This window comes from Bacteroides sp. GD17, assembly GCF_038448625.1.
GTDB lineage: Bacteria > Bacteroidota > Bacteroidia > Bacteroidales > Bacteroidaceae > Bacteroides.
On the sequence record NZ_JBCEZS010000003.1, the window covers coordinates 192291 to 210039 of the forward strand.

The 17749-nt window shown below is 49.6% G+C and carries 17 protein-coding genes; 12 read left to right on the top strand and 5 right to left on the bottom strand.

The annotated features are described in order from the left end of the window. Nucleotides 1-11: 11 nt before the first annotated feature. Nucleotides 12-1031, top strand: coding sequence for an FAD:protein FMN transferase (locus AAE250_RS06310; protein ID WP_294601996.1), 1020 nt, complete (start codon nt 12-14; stop codon nt 1029-1031). A gap of 4 nt (nt 1032-1035) precedes the next feature. Here AAE250_RS06310 and AAE250_RS06315 read toward each other — a convergent pair whose 3' ends face one another. Further along, entirely contained in the window at nt 1036-1404 is a 369-nt protein-coding gene (locus AAE250_RS06315; protein WP_294601997.1) for a DMT family protein, read from the bottom strand. 12 nt (nt 1405-1416) lie between these two features. After that, the gene (locus AAE250_RS06320; protein ID WP_294601999.1) at nt 1417-2163 is read right to left on the bottom strand and encodes an ATP-binding protein; all 747 of its coding nucleotides are present in this window, start codon (nt 2161-2163) and stop codon (nt 1417-1419) included. 141 nt (nt 2164-2304) lie between these two features. On the opposite strand from AAE250_RS06320, the gene AAE250_RS06325 reads away from it, so the two are divergent. The 5 genes from AAE250_RS06325 to mnmE are packed head-to-tail and all read left to right on the top strand — an operon-like array spanning nt 2305 to nt 7555. Then, nucleotides 2305-3735 carry a tetratricopeptide repeat protein gene (locus AAE250_RS06325; protein ID WP_294602001.1) on the top strand — a complete coding sequence of 477 codons (1431 nt, stop codon included), beginning with the start codon at nt 2305-2307 and terminating at the stop codon, nt 3733-3735. A 7-nt stretch (nt 3736-3742) separates the two neighbouring features. Continuing rightward, nucleotides 3743-4213 carry an NfeD family protein gene (locus AAE250_RS06330; protein ID WP_294602003.1) on the top strand — a complete coding sequence of 157 codons (471 nt, stop codon included), beginning with the start codon at nt 3743-3745 and terminating at the stop codon, nt 4211-4213. 24 nt (nt 4214-4237) lie between these two features. Next, a complete protein-coding gene (floA, locus tag AAE250_RS06335; protein ID WP_294602005.1) occupies nt 4238-5239 on the top strand; it encodes a flotillin-like protein FloA in 1002 nt (333 codons plus the stop codon). 12 nt (nt 5240-5251) lie between these two features. Next, nucleotides 5252-6130 (top strand): nucleoside phosphorylase, encoded by an 879-nt coding sequence (locus AAE250_RS06340; RefSeq protein ID WP_294602007.1) that lies wholly within the window; start codon nt 5252-5254, stop codon nt 6128-6130. Nucleotides 6131-6169: 39 nt separating this feature from the next. Beyond that, a complete protein-coding gene (mnmE, locus tag AAE250_RS06345; protein ID WP_294602009.1) occupies nt 6170-7555 on the top strand; it encodes a tRNA uridine-5-carboxymethylaminomethyl(34) synthesis GTPase MnmE in 1386 nt (461 codons plus the stop codon). A gap of 444 nt (nt 7556-7999) precedes the next feature. Here mnmE and AAE250_RS06350 read toward each other — a convergent pair whose 3' ends face one another. Then, the gene (locus tag AAE250_RS06350) at nt 8000-9037 is read right to left on the bottom strand and encodes an alcohol dehydrogenase (RefSeq protein ID WP_294602083.1); all 1038 of its coding nucleotides are present in this window, start codon (nt 9035-9037) and stop codon (nt 8000-8002) included. 173 nt (nt 9038-9210) lie between these two features. Here AAE250_RS06350 and AAE250_RS06355 point away from each other — a divergent pair, with 173 nt between their 5' ends. Genes AAE250_RS06355 through AAE250_RS06375 form a run of 5 tightly spaced genes read left to right on the top strand, consistent with a single transcriptional unit; the run spans nt 9211 to nt 13310 of the window. Continuing rightward, complete coding sequence (locus AAE250_RS06355; protein WP_294602011.1) at nt 9211-9894, top strand: glycine zipper domain-containing protein; 684 nt, start codon at nt 9211-9213, stop codon at nt 9892-9894. 43 nt (nt 9895-9937) lie between these two features. Continuing rightward, nucleotides 9938-10249: an ATP-dependent Clp protease adaptor ClpS gene (locus tag AAE250_RS06360; protein ID WP_294602013.1), complete on the top strand. Its 312-nt coding sequence runs from the start codon at nt 9938-9940 to the stop codon at nt 10247-10249. A 13-nt stretch (nt 10250-10262) separates the two neighbouring features. Continuing rightward, complete coding sequence (locus AAE250_RS06365) at nt 10263-12521, top strand: AAA family ATPase (protein WP_294602015.1); 2259 nt, start codon at nt 10263-10265, stop codon at nt 12519-12521. After that, nucleotides 12499-13137, top strand: coding sequence for a leucyl/phenylalanyl-tRNA--protein transferase (gene aat / locus AAE250_RS06370; protein WP_294602016.1), 639 nt, complete (start codon nt 12499-12501; stop codon nt 13135-13137). Before AAE250_RS06365 ends, aat begins: the two co-directional genes overlap by 23 nt. A 14-nt stretch (nt 13138-13151) precedes the next feature. Beyond that, nucleotides 13152-13310, top strand: coding sequence for a hypothetical protein (locus AAE250_RS06375; protein WP_294602018.1), 159 nt, complete (start codon nt 13152-13154; stop codon nt 13308-13310). Between the two features lie 15 nt (nt 13311-13325). Here AAE250_RS06375 and AAE250_RS06380 read toward each other — a convergent pair whose 3' ends face one another. Next, nucleotides 13326-14183 (bottom strand): MBL fold metallo-hydrolase, encoded by an 858-nt coding sequence (locus AAE250_RS06380; protein ID WP_294602020.1) that lies wholly within the window; start codon nt 14181-14183, stop codon nt 13326-13328. A 57-nt stretch (nt 14184-14240) separates the two neighbouring features. Next, entirely contained in the window at nt 14241-15836 is a 1596-nt protein-coding gene (locus AAE250_RS06385; RefSeq protein ID WP_294602021.1) for a sensor histidine kinase, read from the bottom strand. A 282-nt stretch (nt 15837-16118) separates the two neighbouring features. Between AAE250_RS06385 and AAE250_RS06390 the strand changes: the two genes are divergently transcribed. After that, nucleotides 16119-17744, top strand: a complete 1626-nt coding sequence (locus tag AAE250_RS06390) for an RluA family pseudouridine synthase (RefSeq protein WP_294602022.1) — start codon at nt 16119-16121, stop codon at nt 17742-17744. Nucleotides 17745-17749 lie beyond the last annotated feature (5 nt).

A 17749-nucleotide genomic window follows, 5' to 3' on the forward strand; every position in this document is an offset into this window, starting at 1 on the left:
TAGATACGATTATGGAGAAGAAAGTACAACGGAATTTTTTATGGATTGCCTTACTGGTATTGGGTACGATATGGATACTTGCCCGCCACAACCAGGTTGCTCCTTATCAGATGGATAACGGATTGATATTCGGCACGGTATATAAGGTTACTTACCAATACGACAAAGACTTGAAAGCAGATATAGAAGCGGAGCTCAAGCGCTTCGACGGTTCGTTGTCTCCGTTCAACGATACGGCAACCATAACGCGCATCAATCGGAATGAGGACATTGTTCCCGATACATTCTTTACCAACGTGTTCCGCCGTAGCATGGAGATCTCCAAAGAAACCAATGGTGCTTTCGACATAACCGTTGCCCCACTGGCCAATGCCTGGGGATTCGGCTTCAAGAAAGGTGCATTCCCCGACTCTATGATGATTGATAGCCTGCTGGAGATTACGGGATATAATAAAGTAGATTTATCTCCGGAAGGTAAAGTCGTGAAACAAGACCCGCGCATTATGCTCTCGTGTAGTGCGGTGGCCAAAGGCTATGCGGTGGACGTCATAGCACAACTGCTGGAGAAGAAAGGTATCCGTAACTTTATGGTCGACATCGGCGGAGAGATTGTTGTTCGCGGAGAGAACCCGCAAAAAGGTCTCTGGCGTATCGGCATAAATAAGCCGATAGACGATTCGTTATCCGTGAACCAAGAGTTGCAGACGGTGCTACAAGTGACCGACCTGGGCATGGCGACTTCCGGCAATTACCGCAACTTCTACCACAAAGACGGAAAGAAATACGCCCATACCATCGACCCCCGAACGGGATATCCGGTACAGCACAACATTCTCTCGGCTACCGTCATTGCCAAAGATTGCATGAGTGCGGACGCTTATGCCACGGCATTCATGGTCATGGGACTGGAAGAAGCCGAACGCTTTGCCGATGCACATCCGGATATAGACGCCTGCTTCATATATAGCGATGAAGAAGGGAAATTCCAGACGTATCTGACGAAGGGGATGGAGAGGTATATAGCGAAGTAAATTATCATTTATAAAATACAAAATACACCGCCAGCACCAGGCAGATGAAAGCAGCAAAATGATTCCAATGCAACGCTTCTCCTTTGAAGAGCACCGTTGTAAACACCGTGAAGATAATCAGAGTAATAGCCTCTTGAATTACTTTTAATTGCATCAACGAGAACGGGCCTCCGTTGCCAATAAAACCGATACGATTGGCTGGAATTTGAAAGGAGTACTCGGCGAGAGCAATCATCCACGAAAAAAGGATGACGGCATAAAGCGGCCAATTGGAAATAACCTTCATCTCCTGGAGTTTCAAATGTCCATACCAGGCAAATGTCATGAAGACATTGGATATTATCAAAAAGAGAACAGTGTAAAACGCTTTCATGGGGTTTATTAATTATAAGTTTTTAATCGGTAATAATTCCTCTTGTACATTCGTCATGCTCCCCCAAAGGCTATAACGCGCCTCCGGGTTCATTTCTTCCAGTTGCTTCAGGATACCTTTCATCCCACTACGACTGGATTGCGACTCATACGGACAATTCTTCACCTGCTTCCGGTACCCCCGAACTTGTGCCAACTCTATTAAGTCAGCCTCGTGCACCAGGCACATCGGACGAATGATAGTCATATCGAATTTCTTCATCACAAGGCGGGGCGGCATGGAACTGAATGCTCCCTGATAAGTAATATTCATCAGCAATGTTTCCAGAATATCATCCATGTGGTGCCCAAGCGCAATCTTATTGCATCCCTGCTCCTTGGCTACCGTAAACAACGCCTTACGCCGGTTCCAGGAGCAAAGAAAACAGGGAGACTTACGGGTATCGGTAGTTGCGTCGAACTCCGTTTCATAGAGCACAAAAGGTACTCCCCACGACTCCACATACTCCCTGAGATACTCCACATCGCTCTGATAAGGAATATTCCGCATCACCACATGAACGGCTACGACAGAGAACCGGGGCTTGAAAACACGTGCACGCTTCGCCAGCAACTCCACCAGTGCCAAAGAATCCTTACCACCGGAAAGCCCGATGAGAATCTTGTCACCGTCCTCTATCAACCCGTATTCCACCACACCTTTGCTGAAGCGCTTCTCGATGCGTCGCAACATTTTCTCTTCTTCGGTAAATTGTGCCATAGTTCCTTCTTTCAAAATCGCCCGCAAAAGTAACAGAAAAGAACGATTTAAAGAAGAATTAACATAATAGAATTACGGAAATCGGCTTTATTCACGATTAATTTGTATTTTTGAACTTCTGAATTAAGTATGCACATCAGTATGAAGAAAAAATATATCTTGTTCCTTCTATTCGGACTTCTAAGCATAACGGTTTCTGCACAAACGTTGGCAGAAGCCAGAGCCATGTACGACAGAGGAGAATATCAAGAAGCCAAGCCCGCTTTCCAAAAACTCGTCAAGACGCAACCTTCCAACGGGAATTACAATCTATGGTACGGGGTATGTTGCCTGAGAACGGGAGAACCGGCAGAAGCCCTGAAATATCTGGCGACCGCCGTCAAGAGACGTGTCCCCAGCGGCCAGCTTTACCTGGCGCAAGCCTACAATGATCTGTACCGGTTTGAAGATGCCATTGAGACCTACGAAGATTACATCGCCGACCTCACCAAAAGAAAACGCTCCACCGAAGAAGCCGACAAACTATTGGAGAAGAGCAAAGCCAACCTGCGCATGCTGAAAGGCGTAGAAGAGGTTTGCTTCATCGATAGCTTTGTGGTGGACAAGGAGAACTTCCTGGATGCATACAGAATCAGCCCCGAGTCGGGAAAACTATTTATGTACGATGCCTACTTCAAAGACTCCGACAAGCAGGGTGGTACAGTATACGAAACAGAGTTGGGAAACAAGCTTTATTATAGCGAACAACAATCCGACAGCACCCTCAGCATTCTTTCGCGCAACAAGCTACTGGACGAATGGAGCAAAGGAAGCCTGCTGCCCGGAAGCATCAACGAAGCCATGAATGCCAACTACCCTTATGTCCTGACAGACGGCGTAACCATCTACTACGCCTCCGACGGACCGGAATCAATGGGTGGCTACGACATCTTCGTGACCCGCTACAACACGAATACCAACTCCTACCTGACGCCGGAGAATGTGGGTATGCCCTTCAACTCTCCCTACAATGACTATATGTACGTCATCGACGAATTCAACGACCTCGGCTGGTTTGCCTCCGACAGATATCAGCCGGAAGGAAAGGTCTGCATCTATGTATTCATTCCCAACTCCTCCAAGCAAGTGTACAATTACGAAGCAACGGAGCCGCAAAAAATGATTCAACTGGCGCAACTCCATTCCATAAAAGACACGTGGACTGATACCGACGCCGTGAAAGCAGCCCGGGAAAGACTCAGAAATGCCACCAGCGAGAAGCCACAAACGGCAAAGAACTATGATTTCAAGTTCATCGTTGATGATCATACCACCTACTACCATGCCGATGATTTCCGTTCCAAACAAGCCAGAGAGCTATACGGCAAATACAGCCAGTTGGAGAAGAGTTATAAGCAACAACAAAGCAAGTTGGAGGAAATGCGTTCGGAATATGCCCGTGCCGACAAAAATGGGAAAGACAGGATGTCCGCCGCCATCCTTGACCTGGAGCAACGGGTGCAACAACTATCCGCCGAGGTAGAACAGACCGGCATACAAGTACGCAACTTAGAAAAACAAGCCATCAAATAAGACAACTATGGATATACTAATCATCACCGTGCTGATCATCGCAGCAGTCATTCTGTTCTTAGTGGAATTATTCGTAATTCCGGGCATCAGCATCGCCGGATTCCTGGCAGGAGGATGCATCATCTTTGCCAACTATTACGCTTTTGCCTATATGGGGACGGCGGCAGGCTTCATTACACTTGCCATTACGGCCGTTGCCTGCGTCGGTTCGCTGGTGTGGTTCATGCGATCTAAGACACTCGACAAGATAGCCCTGAAGAAAGACATCACCTCGAAGGTGGACCGTAGTGCCGAAGAAAAAGTAAAGGTAGGCGATACAGGTGTTACCACTACCCGACTCGCACTTATCGGTTACGCCGAGATTAACGGAGACATCGTAGAAGTAAAATCGACCGACGGCTTCCTGAACGAAAAGACTCCAATCATCGTGACCCGCATTACGGACGGAGTTCTGCTGGTTGAAAAACATAAAATATAATATTCACTTAATACTTGACAATTTATGGATCCAAGCGCAATGTATTTAACCGCCTTCATTATCATAGGAGGTATTGTTTTCCTGGTACTATTTTTCCATTACGTACCCTTCTTCTTGTGGCTATCCGCCAAAGTATCAGGAGTCAACATCTCGCTGGTACAACTATTTCTGATGCGTATCCGTAATGTTCCTCCCTACATCATCGTGCCCGGAATGATTGAGGCGCACAAAGCAGGTCTGAAGAACATCACCCGCGACGAACTGGAAGCACATTACCTCGCCGGAGGACATGTAGAAAGAGTGGTGCACGCATTGGTATCTGCCTCCAAAGCCAACATCGAGTTGCCGTTCCAGATGGCTACCGCCATCGACCTTGCCGGCCGTGATGTGTTCGAAGCCGTGCAGATGTCAGTAAACCCGAAGGTGATTGATACACCGCCCGTAACGGCCGTTGCCAAAGACGGTATCCAGCTGATAGCCAAAGCCCGTGTAACGGTACGCGCCAACATACGCCAATTGGTGGGTGGTGCCGGAGAAGATACGATCCTGGCGCGTGTCGGTGAAGGTATCGTATCGTCCATCGGTTCGTCCGAGAACCATAAGACGGTATTGGAAAACCCCGATTCCATCTCCAAACTGGTACTCCGCAAAGGATTGGATGCCGGTACGGCTTTCGAAATCCTATCCATCGATATCGCCGATATCGACATAGGTAAGAACATCGGTGCCGCCCTGCAGATAGACCAGGCCAATGCCGACAAGAACATCGCCCAGGCCAAGGCAGAAGAACGCCGCGCCATGGCCGTAGCCAGCGAACAAGAGATGAAGGCCAAAGCACAAGAAGCCCGCGCCAAAGTAATCGAAGCCGAAGCAGAAGTACCCAAAGCAATGGCCGAAGCATTCCGTAGCGGAAACCTGGGCATCATGGATTATTATCGGATGAAGAACATTGAAGCCGATACATCCATGCGCGAGAACATAGCCAAACCTGCAACTGGTAACACCAACCAGCCGCTAAGCAAATAATAACCTTGTAATATGAAAAAGTATTTTGCATCTTCCGAACTGATTATCAATGATGACGGTTCCGTTTTCCACCTCCACGTAAAGCCCGAATGGCTGGCAGATAAAGTAATCCTGGTAGGCGACCCCGGACGCGTGGCACTGGTTGCATCCCACTTCGAGAACAAAGAATGCGAGGTAGAAAGCCGCGAATTCAAGACCATAACCGGTACATACAAAGGCAAACGCATCACGGTAGTCTCCACGGGCATCGGTTGCGACAATATCGACATTGTGATGAACGAATTGGACGCCCTGGCAAACATCGACTTCCAGACCCGTGAAGAAAAGCCCGAACTCCGCCAATTGGAATTGGTACGCATCGGCACGTGCGGTGGTCTGCAACCCAACACCCCCGTAGGTACATTTGTATGCTCGGCCAAGTCCATCGGTTTCGACGGCCTGCTGAACTTCTATGCCGGACGCAACTCAGTGTGCGACCTGCCCTTCGAGCGCGCCTTCCTGAACCACATGGGATGGTCGGGAAACATGTGCGCCCCCGCCCCTTACGTAATCGATGCCAACGCCGAACTGATAGACCGCGTTGCCCAAGACGACATGGTACGTGGCGTGACGATTGCCGCCGGAGGTTTCTTTGGCCCGCAGGGACGTGAACTCCGCGTGCCACTGGCCGACCCGAACCAAAACGACAAGATAGAGAAGTTTGAATACAACGGTTACCGCATCACCAACTTCGAGATGGAAAGTTCCGCCCTTGCCGGTCTGAGCCGCCTGATGGGACACAAAGCGATGACCGTGTGCATGGTCATTGCCAACCGCCTGATAAAAGAAGCCAATACGGGATACAAGAATACCATCGACACCCTTATCCAGAAGGTACTCGACCGCATTTAACGTGTCCCCCCCGGTGAATCTATAAGAAACCAAAGCCCAATGAGCCAAGATACCATTTGCGCCATAGCCACCGCCCAAGGAGGCGCCATCGGATGCATCCGCGTCTCCGGACCGGAAGCGATAGAGATAACTTCCCGCATCTTCGTCCCCGCCGCCACCGGCAAGAGACTGGAAGACAGCAAGCCCCGCACGCTTACCTTCGGACGCATCTATGAGGAGACCGAAGTAGTGGACGAAGTACTCGTCAGCCTGTTCCGTGCCCCCCACTCCTACACGGGCGAAGATAGCACCGAGATTACCTGCCACGGCTCCGCCTATATCCTGCAAAAAGTGTTGCAACTGCTCATCAAGAGCGGTTGCCGCATGGCCGGGCCGGGCGAATATACCCAGCGCGCATTCCTGAATGGCAAAATGGACCTGAGCCAGGCAGAAGCCGTTGCCGACCTCATAGCTTCCACTTCGGCCGCCACCCACCGTCTGGCCATGAGCCAGATGCGTGGCGGATTCAGCAAAGAGCTTGCCTCGCTACGCGACCAACTTCTGCACTTCACCTCACTCATCGAGTTGGAGTTGGACTTCAGCGACCACGAAGAGTTGGAGTTTGCCGACCGCACCGAACTTTGCCAACTGGCGGAAGAGATAGAGAAGGTTCTTCAGCGGTTGGTGCATTCCTTCAGCGTAGGCAATGCCATCAAGAACGGTGTCCCCGTAGCTATTATCGGCGAAACGAATGCCGGCAAATCTACCTTGCTCAACGTCCTGCTCAATGAAGAAAAGGCAATCGTCAGCGACATTCACGGCACCACTCGCGATGTGATAGAAGATACGGTCAACATTGGCGGGATTACTTTCCGTTTTATCGACACGGCAGGCATCCGCCAGACAAGCGACACCATCGAAAGCCTCGGCATCGAACGCACCTTCCAAAAGCTGGACCAAGCAGAAATCGTTCTTTGGATGATAGACGCTACCGATGCCGCCGCCCAAATTTCACAATTATCCTCCCGGATACTTCCCCGTTGCGAAGGCAAGCAACTGATCCTTGTCTTCAACAAGGCCGACCTGGCAACAGATGCTCAAAGTATCGCTCCCGTCGGCTTCCCCGACGACGTAAAGTCCATCGTCCTTTCCGCCAAGAAGCGCGAGCACATTGACGAGCTGCAACACATGCTGATAACCGCCGCCAACCTGCCCGCCATCACCCAAGCCGACGTCATCGTCACCAACACCCGCCACTACGAAGCCCTGACACACGCTTTAGAGGCTATCCATCGCGTCCGGCAGGGCTTATCCGAGAATCTCTCCGGCGACTTCATCGCGCAAGACATCCGAGAGTGCATCTTCCATTTGAGTGACATTGCGGGAGAGGTGACGAATGATATGGTATTACAGAATATTTTTCAACATTTCTGCATCGGCAAGTGATGCAGAACTACCACCTCTACTCCTCCCACTTCCGTTTATGCTTTGACTTCCGATTATAAGTCTTCGTTGAAGCATGCACGTGGCGGGTAGCATGAAATCCGGGCCCCAGTAATTCCTGTTCAGCCTCACGACTTCCTTTCCTCATAGCTTTGACATAATCATCTAAAGAGAATGATTGCTTATTTTTCTTTTTCATTTTTTGTTTTATCTATCTGTTTTTGAATAACATTCCGCACTTGCCTATAGTTTTATTGTCTCCCTACAATACAAACTTATCTACTCTACAAAGAAAACTTAGAATAAAGACTTTATTCCTAAGAATAAAGCTTGTATTTCTAAGAATAAAGGCTTTATTCTCAAGAATCAAACTTATATTCTTAGTTCTTATAGTAGCAAAGACAACTATTCTTACCGGAAAAGACAATTAATTATAGTATAAGCGTCTTATTTCCCACATATTGCCACCTTAATAACCCCCTCCTCCTTGTTTTCAAAAATCCGATACCCCTCCTCGATCTCGCTCAACGGAAAGCGGTGGGTGATAAGCGGAGTGGTATCTATTTTGCCCTCCTCGATCAGATTGAGAATTTCGGCACAATCGCAACCGTCCACTCCACCGGTTTTGAACGTCAAGTTCTTGCCATACATGTCGGGCAGAGGAAGAAGTTGGGGTTTATCGTAAAGGGCCACAATGGTGACAACGGCATTGGGGCGGGCACACTCCCACGCCAAACGGAAGGTATCTTCGCTTCCCGCTACTTCCAGTACCACATCGGCTCCGCCGTGAGCGCTATTTCGGAGCACAAAGTCCCGGCAATTCTCCGGTTGCGTCACCAACACATCGGGGTAATGTTCGCGGACAAAACGGATTCTTTCGGGAGACTTTTCGCAAACAATGATGCGTTGTGGCATCTTCAGCATCACGCATAGCAAGGTACATATTCCGGTAGGCCCGGCACCGATGATGAGAACCGTATCGTCCCCGGAAATCTCCGAAATGCGCGCAGCCCAAAAGCCGGTTGCAAGCACATCGCCTACAAACAATGCTTGCTCGTCGCTCACCGAGTGGGGAATACGGCTCAGCCCCTGGTCGGCATAAGGCACTCGGACGTACTCCGCCTGACCGCCGTCAATACGGCATCCCAAAGCCCAACCGCCATCAGGATCGGTACAATTATTCACATAGCCATGTTGGCAAAAGAAGCACGCACCGCAGAAGGTTTCTACGTTCACCGCCACCCTGTCGCCCGGCTCGACCGAGGTGACGCCGGAGCCCACTTCCTCGACAATCCCCACCATCTCGTGCCCGACCGTAACTCCGGGAATGGCACGGGGCACGCTGCCATGCTTGATATGGAGATCGCTGGTACAGATGCTGCCAAGCGTCACGCGCACGATTGCGTCGCACGAGTCCCTCAACTCAGGCACCGGTTTCTCTCGCAGTTCAAATCTTCCGTGTTCAACGTATGTGTATGCGAGCATAACGTCCGCCTTATTCTTTCGTGTTCCCATAAAATCAACATTTACCGTATTGGCATACGAAGTTTACTACCATTATTGGCGACAAATATAACCCTTTTTAGCCTGAAAGTGAATAGCAACTTCCAAGATTTTCCCTACCTTTGTCTCATCATATCTAAGCTCAAAAAAACAAGATGAAGAAACAAATTGCGATATGGACCGCTTTGCTACTGATGCTGGCAAGTTGCGGTACAAGCCAGATGGCATCGGGCGACCCGGGTGCCGTACTGATGGGAGCCTCCATCGGTGGCAATGTAGGCGGCGCCATCGGCGGACTGATAGGCGATAGTAACGGAGGATGGAGAGGAGGTTACCGGGGTTCGGCCATCGGTAGCATTGTAGGAACCGTGGCGGGAGCCGTCATTGCCAATGCCGCCACCGCTCCCAAGAAGCAAGAAGAATATAGTTACCGGATAGAGCGGACTCAGCCCTATCCGCCACAAGCCGAAACAGAGCAGATAACGTCGGCCGTGGGCAACCTGAGAATACACAACATCCGCTTCGTGGACGACAATCGCGACCACGTCATCAGCTCAAACGAAAGTAGTAAAGTGATCTTCGAAATCATGAACGAAGGAGACAGGACGGCCTACAACGTGGTGCCGGTAGTGGCCGAAACCACGGGCATGAAGCGCATCTATATCTCACCCTCCGTCATGATAGAGCAGATTGCACCCGGCGACGGCATGAAATACACCGCCAGCATCAACGCCGGAGAACGGATCAAGACGGGAAGCGTCAACATACGCATTGCCGTGGCCGATGAATATGGAAACGAATACGACTGGCAGGAGTTCTCGTTGCCCACAAGCCGGTAAAAATACGTCCGCCTCTCCGAGAAAAAGCATTATAATTTAAGAAATGGAACAACAACAATCATCTTTCCGTGAAAAAGAACGCATCGAACTGCGCGAGCCGCGACGCTTCAAAGTAACCATCTACAACGATGACTTCACCACGATGGAGTTTGTCGTGAAGATACTTACGACCGTCTTTTTCAAATCCGGAGCCGAAGCAGAAACGCTGATGCTACAAGTACACCACGGGGGCTCGGCAATAGTAGGCATTTATCCCTACGACATCGCCCAATCCCGAGTACAAAAGGCCACCCGCATGGCACGAAACGAAGGTTTTCCACTCCGGCTCACCGTAGCGCCAGAAGGGGAAGAATAAGAAGAAAACAGATATGAATTTAAAGAATACAGAACTCGTAAACTACGCATTTACGTCCGCACAAACAAAGGCCCGACAGTACCGACACGAATTCATCATGCCCGAACATCTGTTGAGCGCCTTCCTGGAGCAAACACCATTCGTCAAAGCCCTGGAAATGTGCTTTTGCGATGCTCCGCCACTATACAGCACCTTGGAGAACTATCTCATGGAAGAGATAGAAGGCGTTCCCGAAGACATGGAGTACGAATTGGAAATCTCCGCCCAACTCAATGAACTCCTGCAACATGCCTACCACGTGGTAGACTACTCGGGCGCCGAAGAGTTGGACGTCCCGCACTTGGTGCAGGGCATGATACAATTGTCCGACTCCTGGGCATGCTTTCTATTGAAAGACTCCCTCGAAGAAGATTTGCCCGAATTCCTCGCCCAACTCGTCTCCCACTACGAAGAGGCGAAACAAATGGACTACATGGAAGCAATGGGCGGCGCGGAAGCAACCGGCGAAGAAGGGAAAAGCGAACCGTGGCGGCACTACGTGACTTGCCTCAACGATTGCCTCCAATCCCACAATCCCCTCATCGGCCGTGAAGCGGAACTGGAACGAACCATACAGGTGCTCTGCCGCAAGGAGAAGAACAACCCGTTGCACGTAGGCGAACCGGGAGTGGGCAAAACCGCCCTGGCCTACGGACTTGCCGCCCGCATCGAGGCGGGCAACGTACCGGAACGCCTCCTCGGTTGTCGCATCTACGAACTCGACCTGGGCAACCTGCTGGCGGGTACGCAATACCGGGGCGACTTTGAGAAACGCCTGAAGAACATCATGGAAGGCGTGCAAAGCGAAGGTCGCGCCATCGTCTACATCGACGAGATACACAATCTGATAGGCGCCGGAAGAACCAGTGACGGCTCCATGGATGCCTCCAACATGTTGAAGCCTTATCTGGAAAGAGGAGACATACGCTTCATCGGCTCTACCACCTACGATGAGTACAACCGGTACTTCTCTCGTAGCAAGGGATTGGTGCGCCGCTTCCAGCAGATCGACATCCTGGAACCGAGCGTTGAAGAAACGATACACATCATCGAGGGGCTGAAGGAGAAATACGAAGCGTTCCACGGAGTGACCTACGAACCCGATGTCATCCCCTACGCCGTGAAAGCAAGCGCACGTTACATCAGCGACCGATTCTTGCCCGACAAAGCCATCGACCTGGTGGACGAGGCAGGAGCCTATCGCGAGATCCACCCCACTCCCTCCGAAGAACAGATCGTGGACAAATCACTGATAACCGATGTGCTGGCACGTGTGTGCAAGGTAGATGCACTGGCCATGAAAGAGGATGATACCGTGGCGTTGGAGAGCCTGCACGAGCGCATCAGCAGCAAGATATACGGACAAGAAGAAGCCGTGCGCCAGGTTGTGGAAGCCGTGCAAATGTCCAAAGCCGGATTGCTGGACGAGAACAAGCCGTTGGCAAGCCTGCTCTTCGTGGGCCCTACGGGGGTGGGGAAAACCGAAGTGGCCAAAGTGCTGGCCGCCGAACTGGGCATCGCCTTGCAACGTTTCGACATGAGCGAATATACCGAAAAGCACACCGTAGCGAAACTCATCGGTTCGCCCGCCGGCTACGTGGGTTATGAAGACGGCGGCCTGCTGACCGATGCCATCCGCAAGACCCCGAATTGCGTATTGCTGCTGGACGAAATAGAGAAAGCCCATCCCGACGTGTTCAACATCCTGTTGCAAGTGATGGACTATGCCGTCCTGACCGACAACAAGGGACGAAAAGCCGATTGCCGCCACGTGGTGCTCATCATGACTTCCAACGCCGGAGCACAATATGCCCGCCAGGCCACCATCGGCTTCAGTAGCCAGGTCACCGCCGGAGAAGCCATGCTGAAACAAGTGAAGAAGACCTTTAAGCCCGAATTCATCAACCGTCTTTCGGCCACGGTAGTCTTCCATGATATGGACCGGCAGATGGCTTCGCTCATCCTCGACAAGAAGCTCGGAGAGCTGGGTGGCAAACTATCTGCCCGCCACATAGAGATGGAACTAAGCGAGGAGGCTCGCAACTGGTTGCTTCAACGAGGGTTCCTCCCGGAGTATGGTGCCCGCGAGATGGATCGTGTGATAGCTTCGCACCTGAAACCGTTATTGATGCGCGAGATTTTATTCGGCGCCTTGAAGAACGGCGGGAAGGCATGCATTCAAGTAGAAAAGGATCAATTAAAACTACAGCATGATCTTCCAACTGACAAATAGACTTGCATTTCCCGATCCGCATTATGGCGAACCCGATGGATTGCTGGCTGTGGGCGGTGATCTCTCCATAGACCGTCTGATCCTGGCCTACTCCAACGGGATATTTCCCTGGTATGCATTTCGGGACAATCAGATACAATGGTGGTGCCCGCTGAACCGCTTCGTCATCTTCCCGGGAGAGATTCATATCTCCCACTCCATGCGCACGCTTATCAACAAGGGGAAGTACGACGTCACCTTCAACCAGGCATTCGATGAAGTGATTCAGGCTTGTGGCAATTTGCGGATAGACATGGAGGGCGCCTGGCTCGGCAAGGAAATGATGGAAGCCTACACCCGCCTCTACGAGCAACGCTTTGCGGCCAGTGTAGAGGTATGGGAAGGAGAACGACTGGTGGGCGGTCTGTATGGCGTGACCTTAGGGAAGTGCTTCTTTGGCGAAAGCATGTTCTCCCTGGTGCCCAGTGCATCGAAGTTGGCTCTTATCCATTTGGCGCAATTCTTTGGAGAGCATGGTGGCGTAATGATAGATTGCCAGTTCGAAACGGAGCATCTGAAGTCAATGGGGGGAAGGTATATCAGTTATAAAGAATATATGGAGTATATCCAAGCGTAAAAAACAATCGGACTATGGCAGATAATTATATTGAAAAACAAATGGAGCAATACCAGGCACGAAAGGCGGCTTGGGAAAGGGAACGGAAATATGGAAAGAAGAAGGGGCATGCTAAACCAAAAGCCCAAAAGCAGGAACAAATCCCCGAACCCGCTAAAGGGACCGGGGAATAGTTCTGCAATGCTTTTTTATTTGAATGCCGGCGCAGGCAGATGCATTCCTGCCATCGTCAGCCCGTTGTCCTTGGCATATTGAAGGTAATGCTTGCGCGCTTTCACGGCATCTTCCTTATTCATATCGAAGGAGGCACATATCTCGGGATGTTCCATCTGGAGGGCGGCACCATGAATCAGGTCGCCAATCACCAGGAGCTTGCCTGCCTGGAAGACGGTATGTCCCGGAGTGTGTCCCACGGCATCCATCGCAACAACCTCGCCCGGCAAGGTATCGCCGAATTCAAACAGGTGCAGGCGGTCTTTATAAGCGCCCATCGTCTTTACTACTTGTGCCTTTCTATCGGCAGGCATAGCATTCCAGGCATCGTACTCTACCTTCGACGCATAAACCTCGGCATTGGGGAACACCACGTCGTCGCCTTTCATCATTCCACCAATGTGGTCGCCATGGAAATGGGTAAGGTAGAGATACTTGATATCGGCAGGCTCCACCCCCAGGGACTTCAAGCCGGTCAACAAGCGGCTATCGGGCGCACCCATGCCCGTGTCAAAAAGAATACGGACCCCGTTCGTCTCTACCAGGAAAGCGCTCATGGAAGCAGGTATTCCATCCTGAAGCGACAAACTATCTATCAAAGCATCACTTGCATCCGGAAAGATGGTCCGGGGCATGAAATGTTCCTTGGCATTATCCTGAATCCAAGATACTTGCACACCATAGAGTTGCAACGTTTTTACACCATCAACGGCCACACTTACGCTATCCATATTTACCTCCTCACTTGTTTGTTTCTTTGCACCGCTACCACAACCTGCCAATAGCAATGTAGCAGATACGACAACCAGATACTTTCCTATTTTGTTCTTCATCTACGTAGAAATTTTAATTTATGAATATTCTAATTCGCACAAATATACGGAAAAAAACTATTCGGCACACGGATGCGTAAACCAAAAACGGCTACCAACTCCCACTTCCGATTCGGCACCGATAGCACCACCCAGATGCTCGACAATACTCCGACAGATGGACAAGCCCAAGCCGGTGCCCTTTGAGAAGGTATTGAGTTTTACGAAACGGTCGAACACCGTATTCACCGCCTCCGGTGCGATGCCCATACCGGTGTCCGTAACAGAAAACTCAAGTTCGCGGGTATCTTCCCTTAAATGGTATTCAAGAAGAATCTGCCCTTCAGTGGTAAATTTAAGGGCGTTATTTATAAAGTTGGTAACCACCTGCGTCAGACGTTTCTTATCGGTGTAGATGCGGTAATCGGGCAAGTCGGGAGCAAGCAGAACGGGTACCGGCTTATCTTCTTTGATATCATAGATGCGCATCACATCTTCACAGAAATCCCTGACATTCAAGTAACCCATATTATAATCCAGCGTGCCCGCCTCTATTTTGGACAAGTCCAGAATGTCGGATATCAATTGCAGAAGCAGCTCCGTATTCTCTTGCATTATTTCAATATACTCCTGCCGTTCTTCCTTATCCTCGGACTCGACAAGCAGACTTGCAAAACCTACAATGGAGTTGAGCGGAGTACGGATTTCGTGGCTCATATTGGCCAGGAATGCGGATTTCAGGCGATCCAGATTCTCGGCCTTATCTTTGGCTATCCGCAACTCCTCCTCTATCTTCTTCTGGTGGTCGATATCAACGCTGGTAATGACATGCGCCATCTGCCCGTCTATCCAGGCAAATGCAGCACTGAACACGCGGAACCAGCATTTATCGAACGGACGCTGATAATCCCAGGAATACACTTTGGTAGGTTGGCCATTTTCATCGATCAGATGCTTTTTAGGGCAGAACTCGCATTCTCCCTTCTTATCGGTATAAAGGGCCTCCCAACATTTCTTTCCTCTGAAATGCTCTATGCCGCCATACGGAGCCGCCATGGACTCATTGGCATATAGCATGTCGTGAGAATCGAAAGAATTTACATAAATATCAACTCCCATGTTATTCATGATGCTACTCAATGTGTTGCTTGCCCGCACCTCTCTTTCCTTATACTCCCTGACCGCTATTTCTTTAGAAAGCGAACCCAGCAACAAATGGATAGTCCGCAATTCTTCGTCCGAAAAGTCTTCCTCATCTTCTTTGTCCGCAAACCCTATAAAGCCGATGACCTTTCCTTCCGTATCTTCAAAATGCCTGATCAGTAAAGAATTTGCCTCAAAGAAGTTCAAAATCCCAACATTATCTAAAGAGAGATCTTTATTCTTGCCGGTATAGAAAGGTTTATTTTGAGTCCTTACATAAGCTACAAGAGCTTCTATTGTTTCGCACATTTCAAAGGAAGGCGGCAAAGGTTTTTCTTCACATCCGGCCGTTTCCTTCAAAAAGAAATAGCGAAAGCCATCGGTCTGATATACAAATCCTCGTTTAAATTGGAAGCAGTTACAAAAACCTGCCAATGAATCTATTACTTTCTTCTCAATAGAGTCATTGCCATTCAACTGCTCTAAAAAATGAAGCATAAATATACTTAAACTCTTTTTATCCTTAGTCATATTACTTTAAGTATCTTAAAGAGAATTAGATACACTCAAGAGGAGCATAACATTGATTACCTACTTTAATCTGCTAATATACAAACTAAAAGAAAAAAAGGCGTATCAGAACGATGCCAATAAAACAAAAACAAAGTTAATTTCCACTCGTGGGGTTATTGCACAAGGCTTGCTATATTTGCATAAATATAAATATTTTTTCTTATGAAATTGCATAGCAGGCATAAAGAATTGTAAAGCAAACTATAAGGTATAGAAGAAATATAGTATCTTTGCGCCATTATGTTGCATCGTTTCACTACCCCCATAACCGGTATTCCACTCCCGGAAAGGTTCACCTATCCTTTCTGCTATACTCCGCACCCCTTATGTACATTGGCCGCAAGGGAAGTGCAAGAGTATCTCGGTAAACAAACGGAATGGAAAGAAGAACTGAACGAGGGTAAGATGTTCGGTGTACTGGTGGTGCAAACCGAAGACGGTGAAATAGGTTACCTGGCAGCATTCTCCGGCATACTGGCAGGAAGAAACCGGCATCCCTACTTTGTGCCCCCCATATACGACCTGCTACAACCGGAAGGATTCTTCAAAATAGAAGAAGAAAACATCTCTACCATCAACCGGATAATCGAGCAATTAAAAGCGGACGAAGAACATACCCGTCTGCAATTCGAACTTGCCCAAACCATTCAATCCGCCCAAGAAGAACTGGCCATTGCCAAAGCAGAACTGAAAGAGGCGAAAACCCAAAGGGAACAACGCAGGAAAACGGAAGAGCTTGATGCCAACGAAGAAGCCGCCCTGATACGCGAAAGCCAATTCCAAAAAGCGGAATACAAACGCCTGGAACGTTCGTGGAAAGAAAAGATAGCCTCCTTGCAAGCACAGACCGGTAATTGGGAAAAGCGGATACAGGAATTGAAGGCAGAACGCAAAACCCGCTCTGCTGCATTGCAACAAAGATTATTTGAACAATTCAAGTTGTTGAATTACCGGGGAGAAATCAAAACCCTCCCTGAAATCTTCGAGCAAACCGTACACAAGACACCACCGGCCGGTGCGGGCGAATGTGCCGCTCCAAAACTATTGCAATATGCCTATCTGAACGGTTGGCGACCGGTTGCAATGGCCGAGTTCTGGTGGGGAGCCTCACCAAAGACCGAGATACGCCATCACGGGCAATACTATCCGGCATGCAAAGGGAAGTGTGAACCTATCTTGCAACACATGTTGCAAGGACTACGGGTAGAAGAAAATCCGATGCTGGAAAGTATGCAACGTGCCGTCAAAGAACCGGAAATAGTTTACGAAGACGCATGGCTTTTAGTTGTCAACAAACCGGCAGGCATGTTATCCGTCCCTGGTAAGGAAGATACGGTTTCCGTTTATAGCCTGATGCGCCAACGATATCCGGAGGCAGATGGCCCCATGATTGTACATCGCCTTGACATGGCAACATCGGGCTTGTTGATAATCGCCAAAACCAAGCAGGTGCATCAGAAGTTGCAGGCACTATTCAAGAACCGCCTCATCAAGAAGCGCTATATTGCCCTGCTCGACGGTATTGTACAAGAGGATGAAGGAACGATTGAACTTCCACTTTGTCCGAATCCTCTCGACCGTCCCCGGCAAATGGTAGATGCGGAATATGGAAAGCCCGCCATCACTGATTTCAAGGTTTTAGAATGTACCGGCAAGCAGACACGCATCGCTTTCTATCCACGTACCGGACGTACTCACCAACTCCGGGTACATGCCGCATACTCGCAAGGCTTGCATTGCCCCATCATAGGCGATGAGCTTTATGGCAAGAAAGCAGACCGTTTATATCTGCATGCCGAAGCGCTGGAATTTATACATCCGGTAACGGGAGAAATAATCAAGATAGCCCAAGAAGCTGATTTTTAATGAAT

Excerpts from the sequence above, each read along its gene's own strand:
- AAE250_RS06375 (WP_294602018.1), top strand. The coding sequence starts at position 13,152 with ATGGCAGATAATTATATTGAAAAACAAATGGAGCAATACCAGGCACGA.
- AAE250_RS06390 (WP_294602022.1), top strand. The coding sequence starts at position 16,119 with ATGTTGCATCGTTTCACTACCCCCATAACCGGTATTCCACTCCCGGAA.
- AAE250_RS06355 (WP_294602011.1), top strand. The coding sequence starts at position 9,211 with ATGAAGAAACAAATTGCGATATGGACCGCTTTGCTACTGATGCTGGCA.
- aat (WP_294602016.1), top strand. The coding sequence starts at position 12,499 with ATGATCTTCCAACTGACAAATAGACTTGCATTTCCCGATCCGCATTAT.
- AAE250_RS06330 (WP_294602003.1), top strand. The coding sequence starts at position 3,743 with ATGGATATACTAATCATCACCGTGCTGATCATCGCAGCAGTCATTCTG.
- AAE250_RS06365 (WP_294602015.1), top strand. The coding sequence starts at position 10,263 with ATGAATTTAAAGAATACAGAACTCGTAAACTACGCATTTACGTCCGCA.
- AAE250_RS06380 (WP_294602020.1), bottom strand. The coding sequence starts at position 14,183 with ATGAAGAACAAAATAGGAAAGTATCTGGTTGTCGTATCTGCTACATTG.
- AAE250_RS06385 (WP_294602021.1), bottom strand. The coding sequence starts at position 15,836 with ATGACTAAGGATAAAAAGAGTTTAAGTATATTTATGCTTCATTTTTTA.
- AAE250_RS06350 (WP_294602083.1), bottom strand. The coding sequence starts at position 9,037 with ATGCTCGCATACACATACGTTGAACACGGAAGATTTGAACTGCGAGAG.
- AAE250_RS06315 (WP_294601997.1), bottom strand. The coding sequence starts at position 1,404 with ATGAAAGCGTTTTACACTGTTCTCTTTTTGATAATATCCAATGTCTTC.
- mnmE (WP_294602009.1), top strand. The coding sequence starts at position 6,170 with ATGAGCCAAGATACCATTTGCGCCATAGCCACCGCCCAAGGAGGCGCC.
- AAE250_RS06360 (WP_294602013.1), top strand. The coding sequence starts at position 9,938 with ATGGAACAACAACAATCATCTTTCCGTGAAAAAGAACGCATCGAACTG.
- AAE250_RS06340 (WP_294602007.1), top strand. The coding sequence starts at position 5,252 with ATGAAAAAGTATTTTGCATCTTCCGAACTGATTATCAATGATGACGGT.
- AAE250_RS06320 (WP_294601999.1), bottom strand. The coding sequence starts at position 2,163 with ATGGCACAATTTACCGAAGAAGAGAAAATGTTGCGACGCATCGAGAAG.
- AAE250_RS06310 (WP_294601996.1), top strand. The coding sequence starts at position 12 with ATGGAGAAGAAAGTACAACGGAATTTTTTATGGATTGCCTTACTGGTA.
- floA (WP_294602005.1), top strand. The coding sequence starts at position 4,238 with ATGGATCCAAGCGCAATGTATTTAACCGCCTTCATTATCATAGGAGGT.
- AAE250_RS06325 (WP_294602001.1), top strand. The coding sequence starts at position 2,305 with ATGAAGAAAAAATATATCTTGTTCCTTCTATTCGGACTTCTAAGCATA.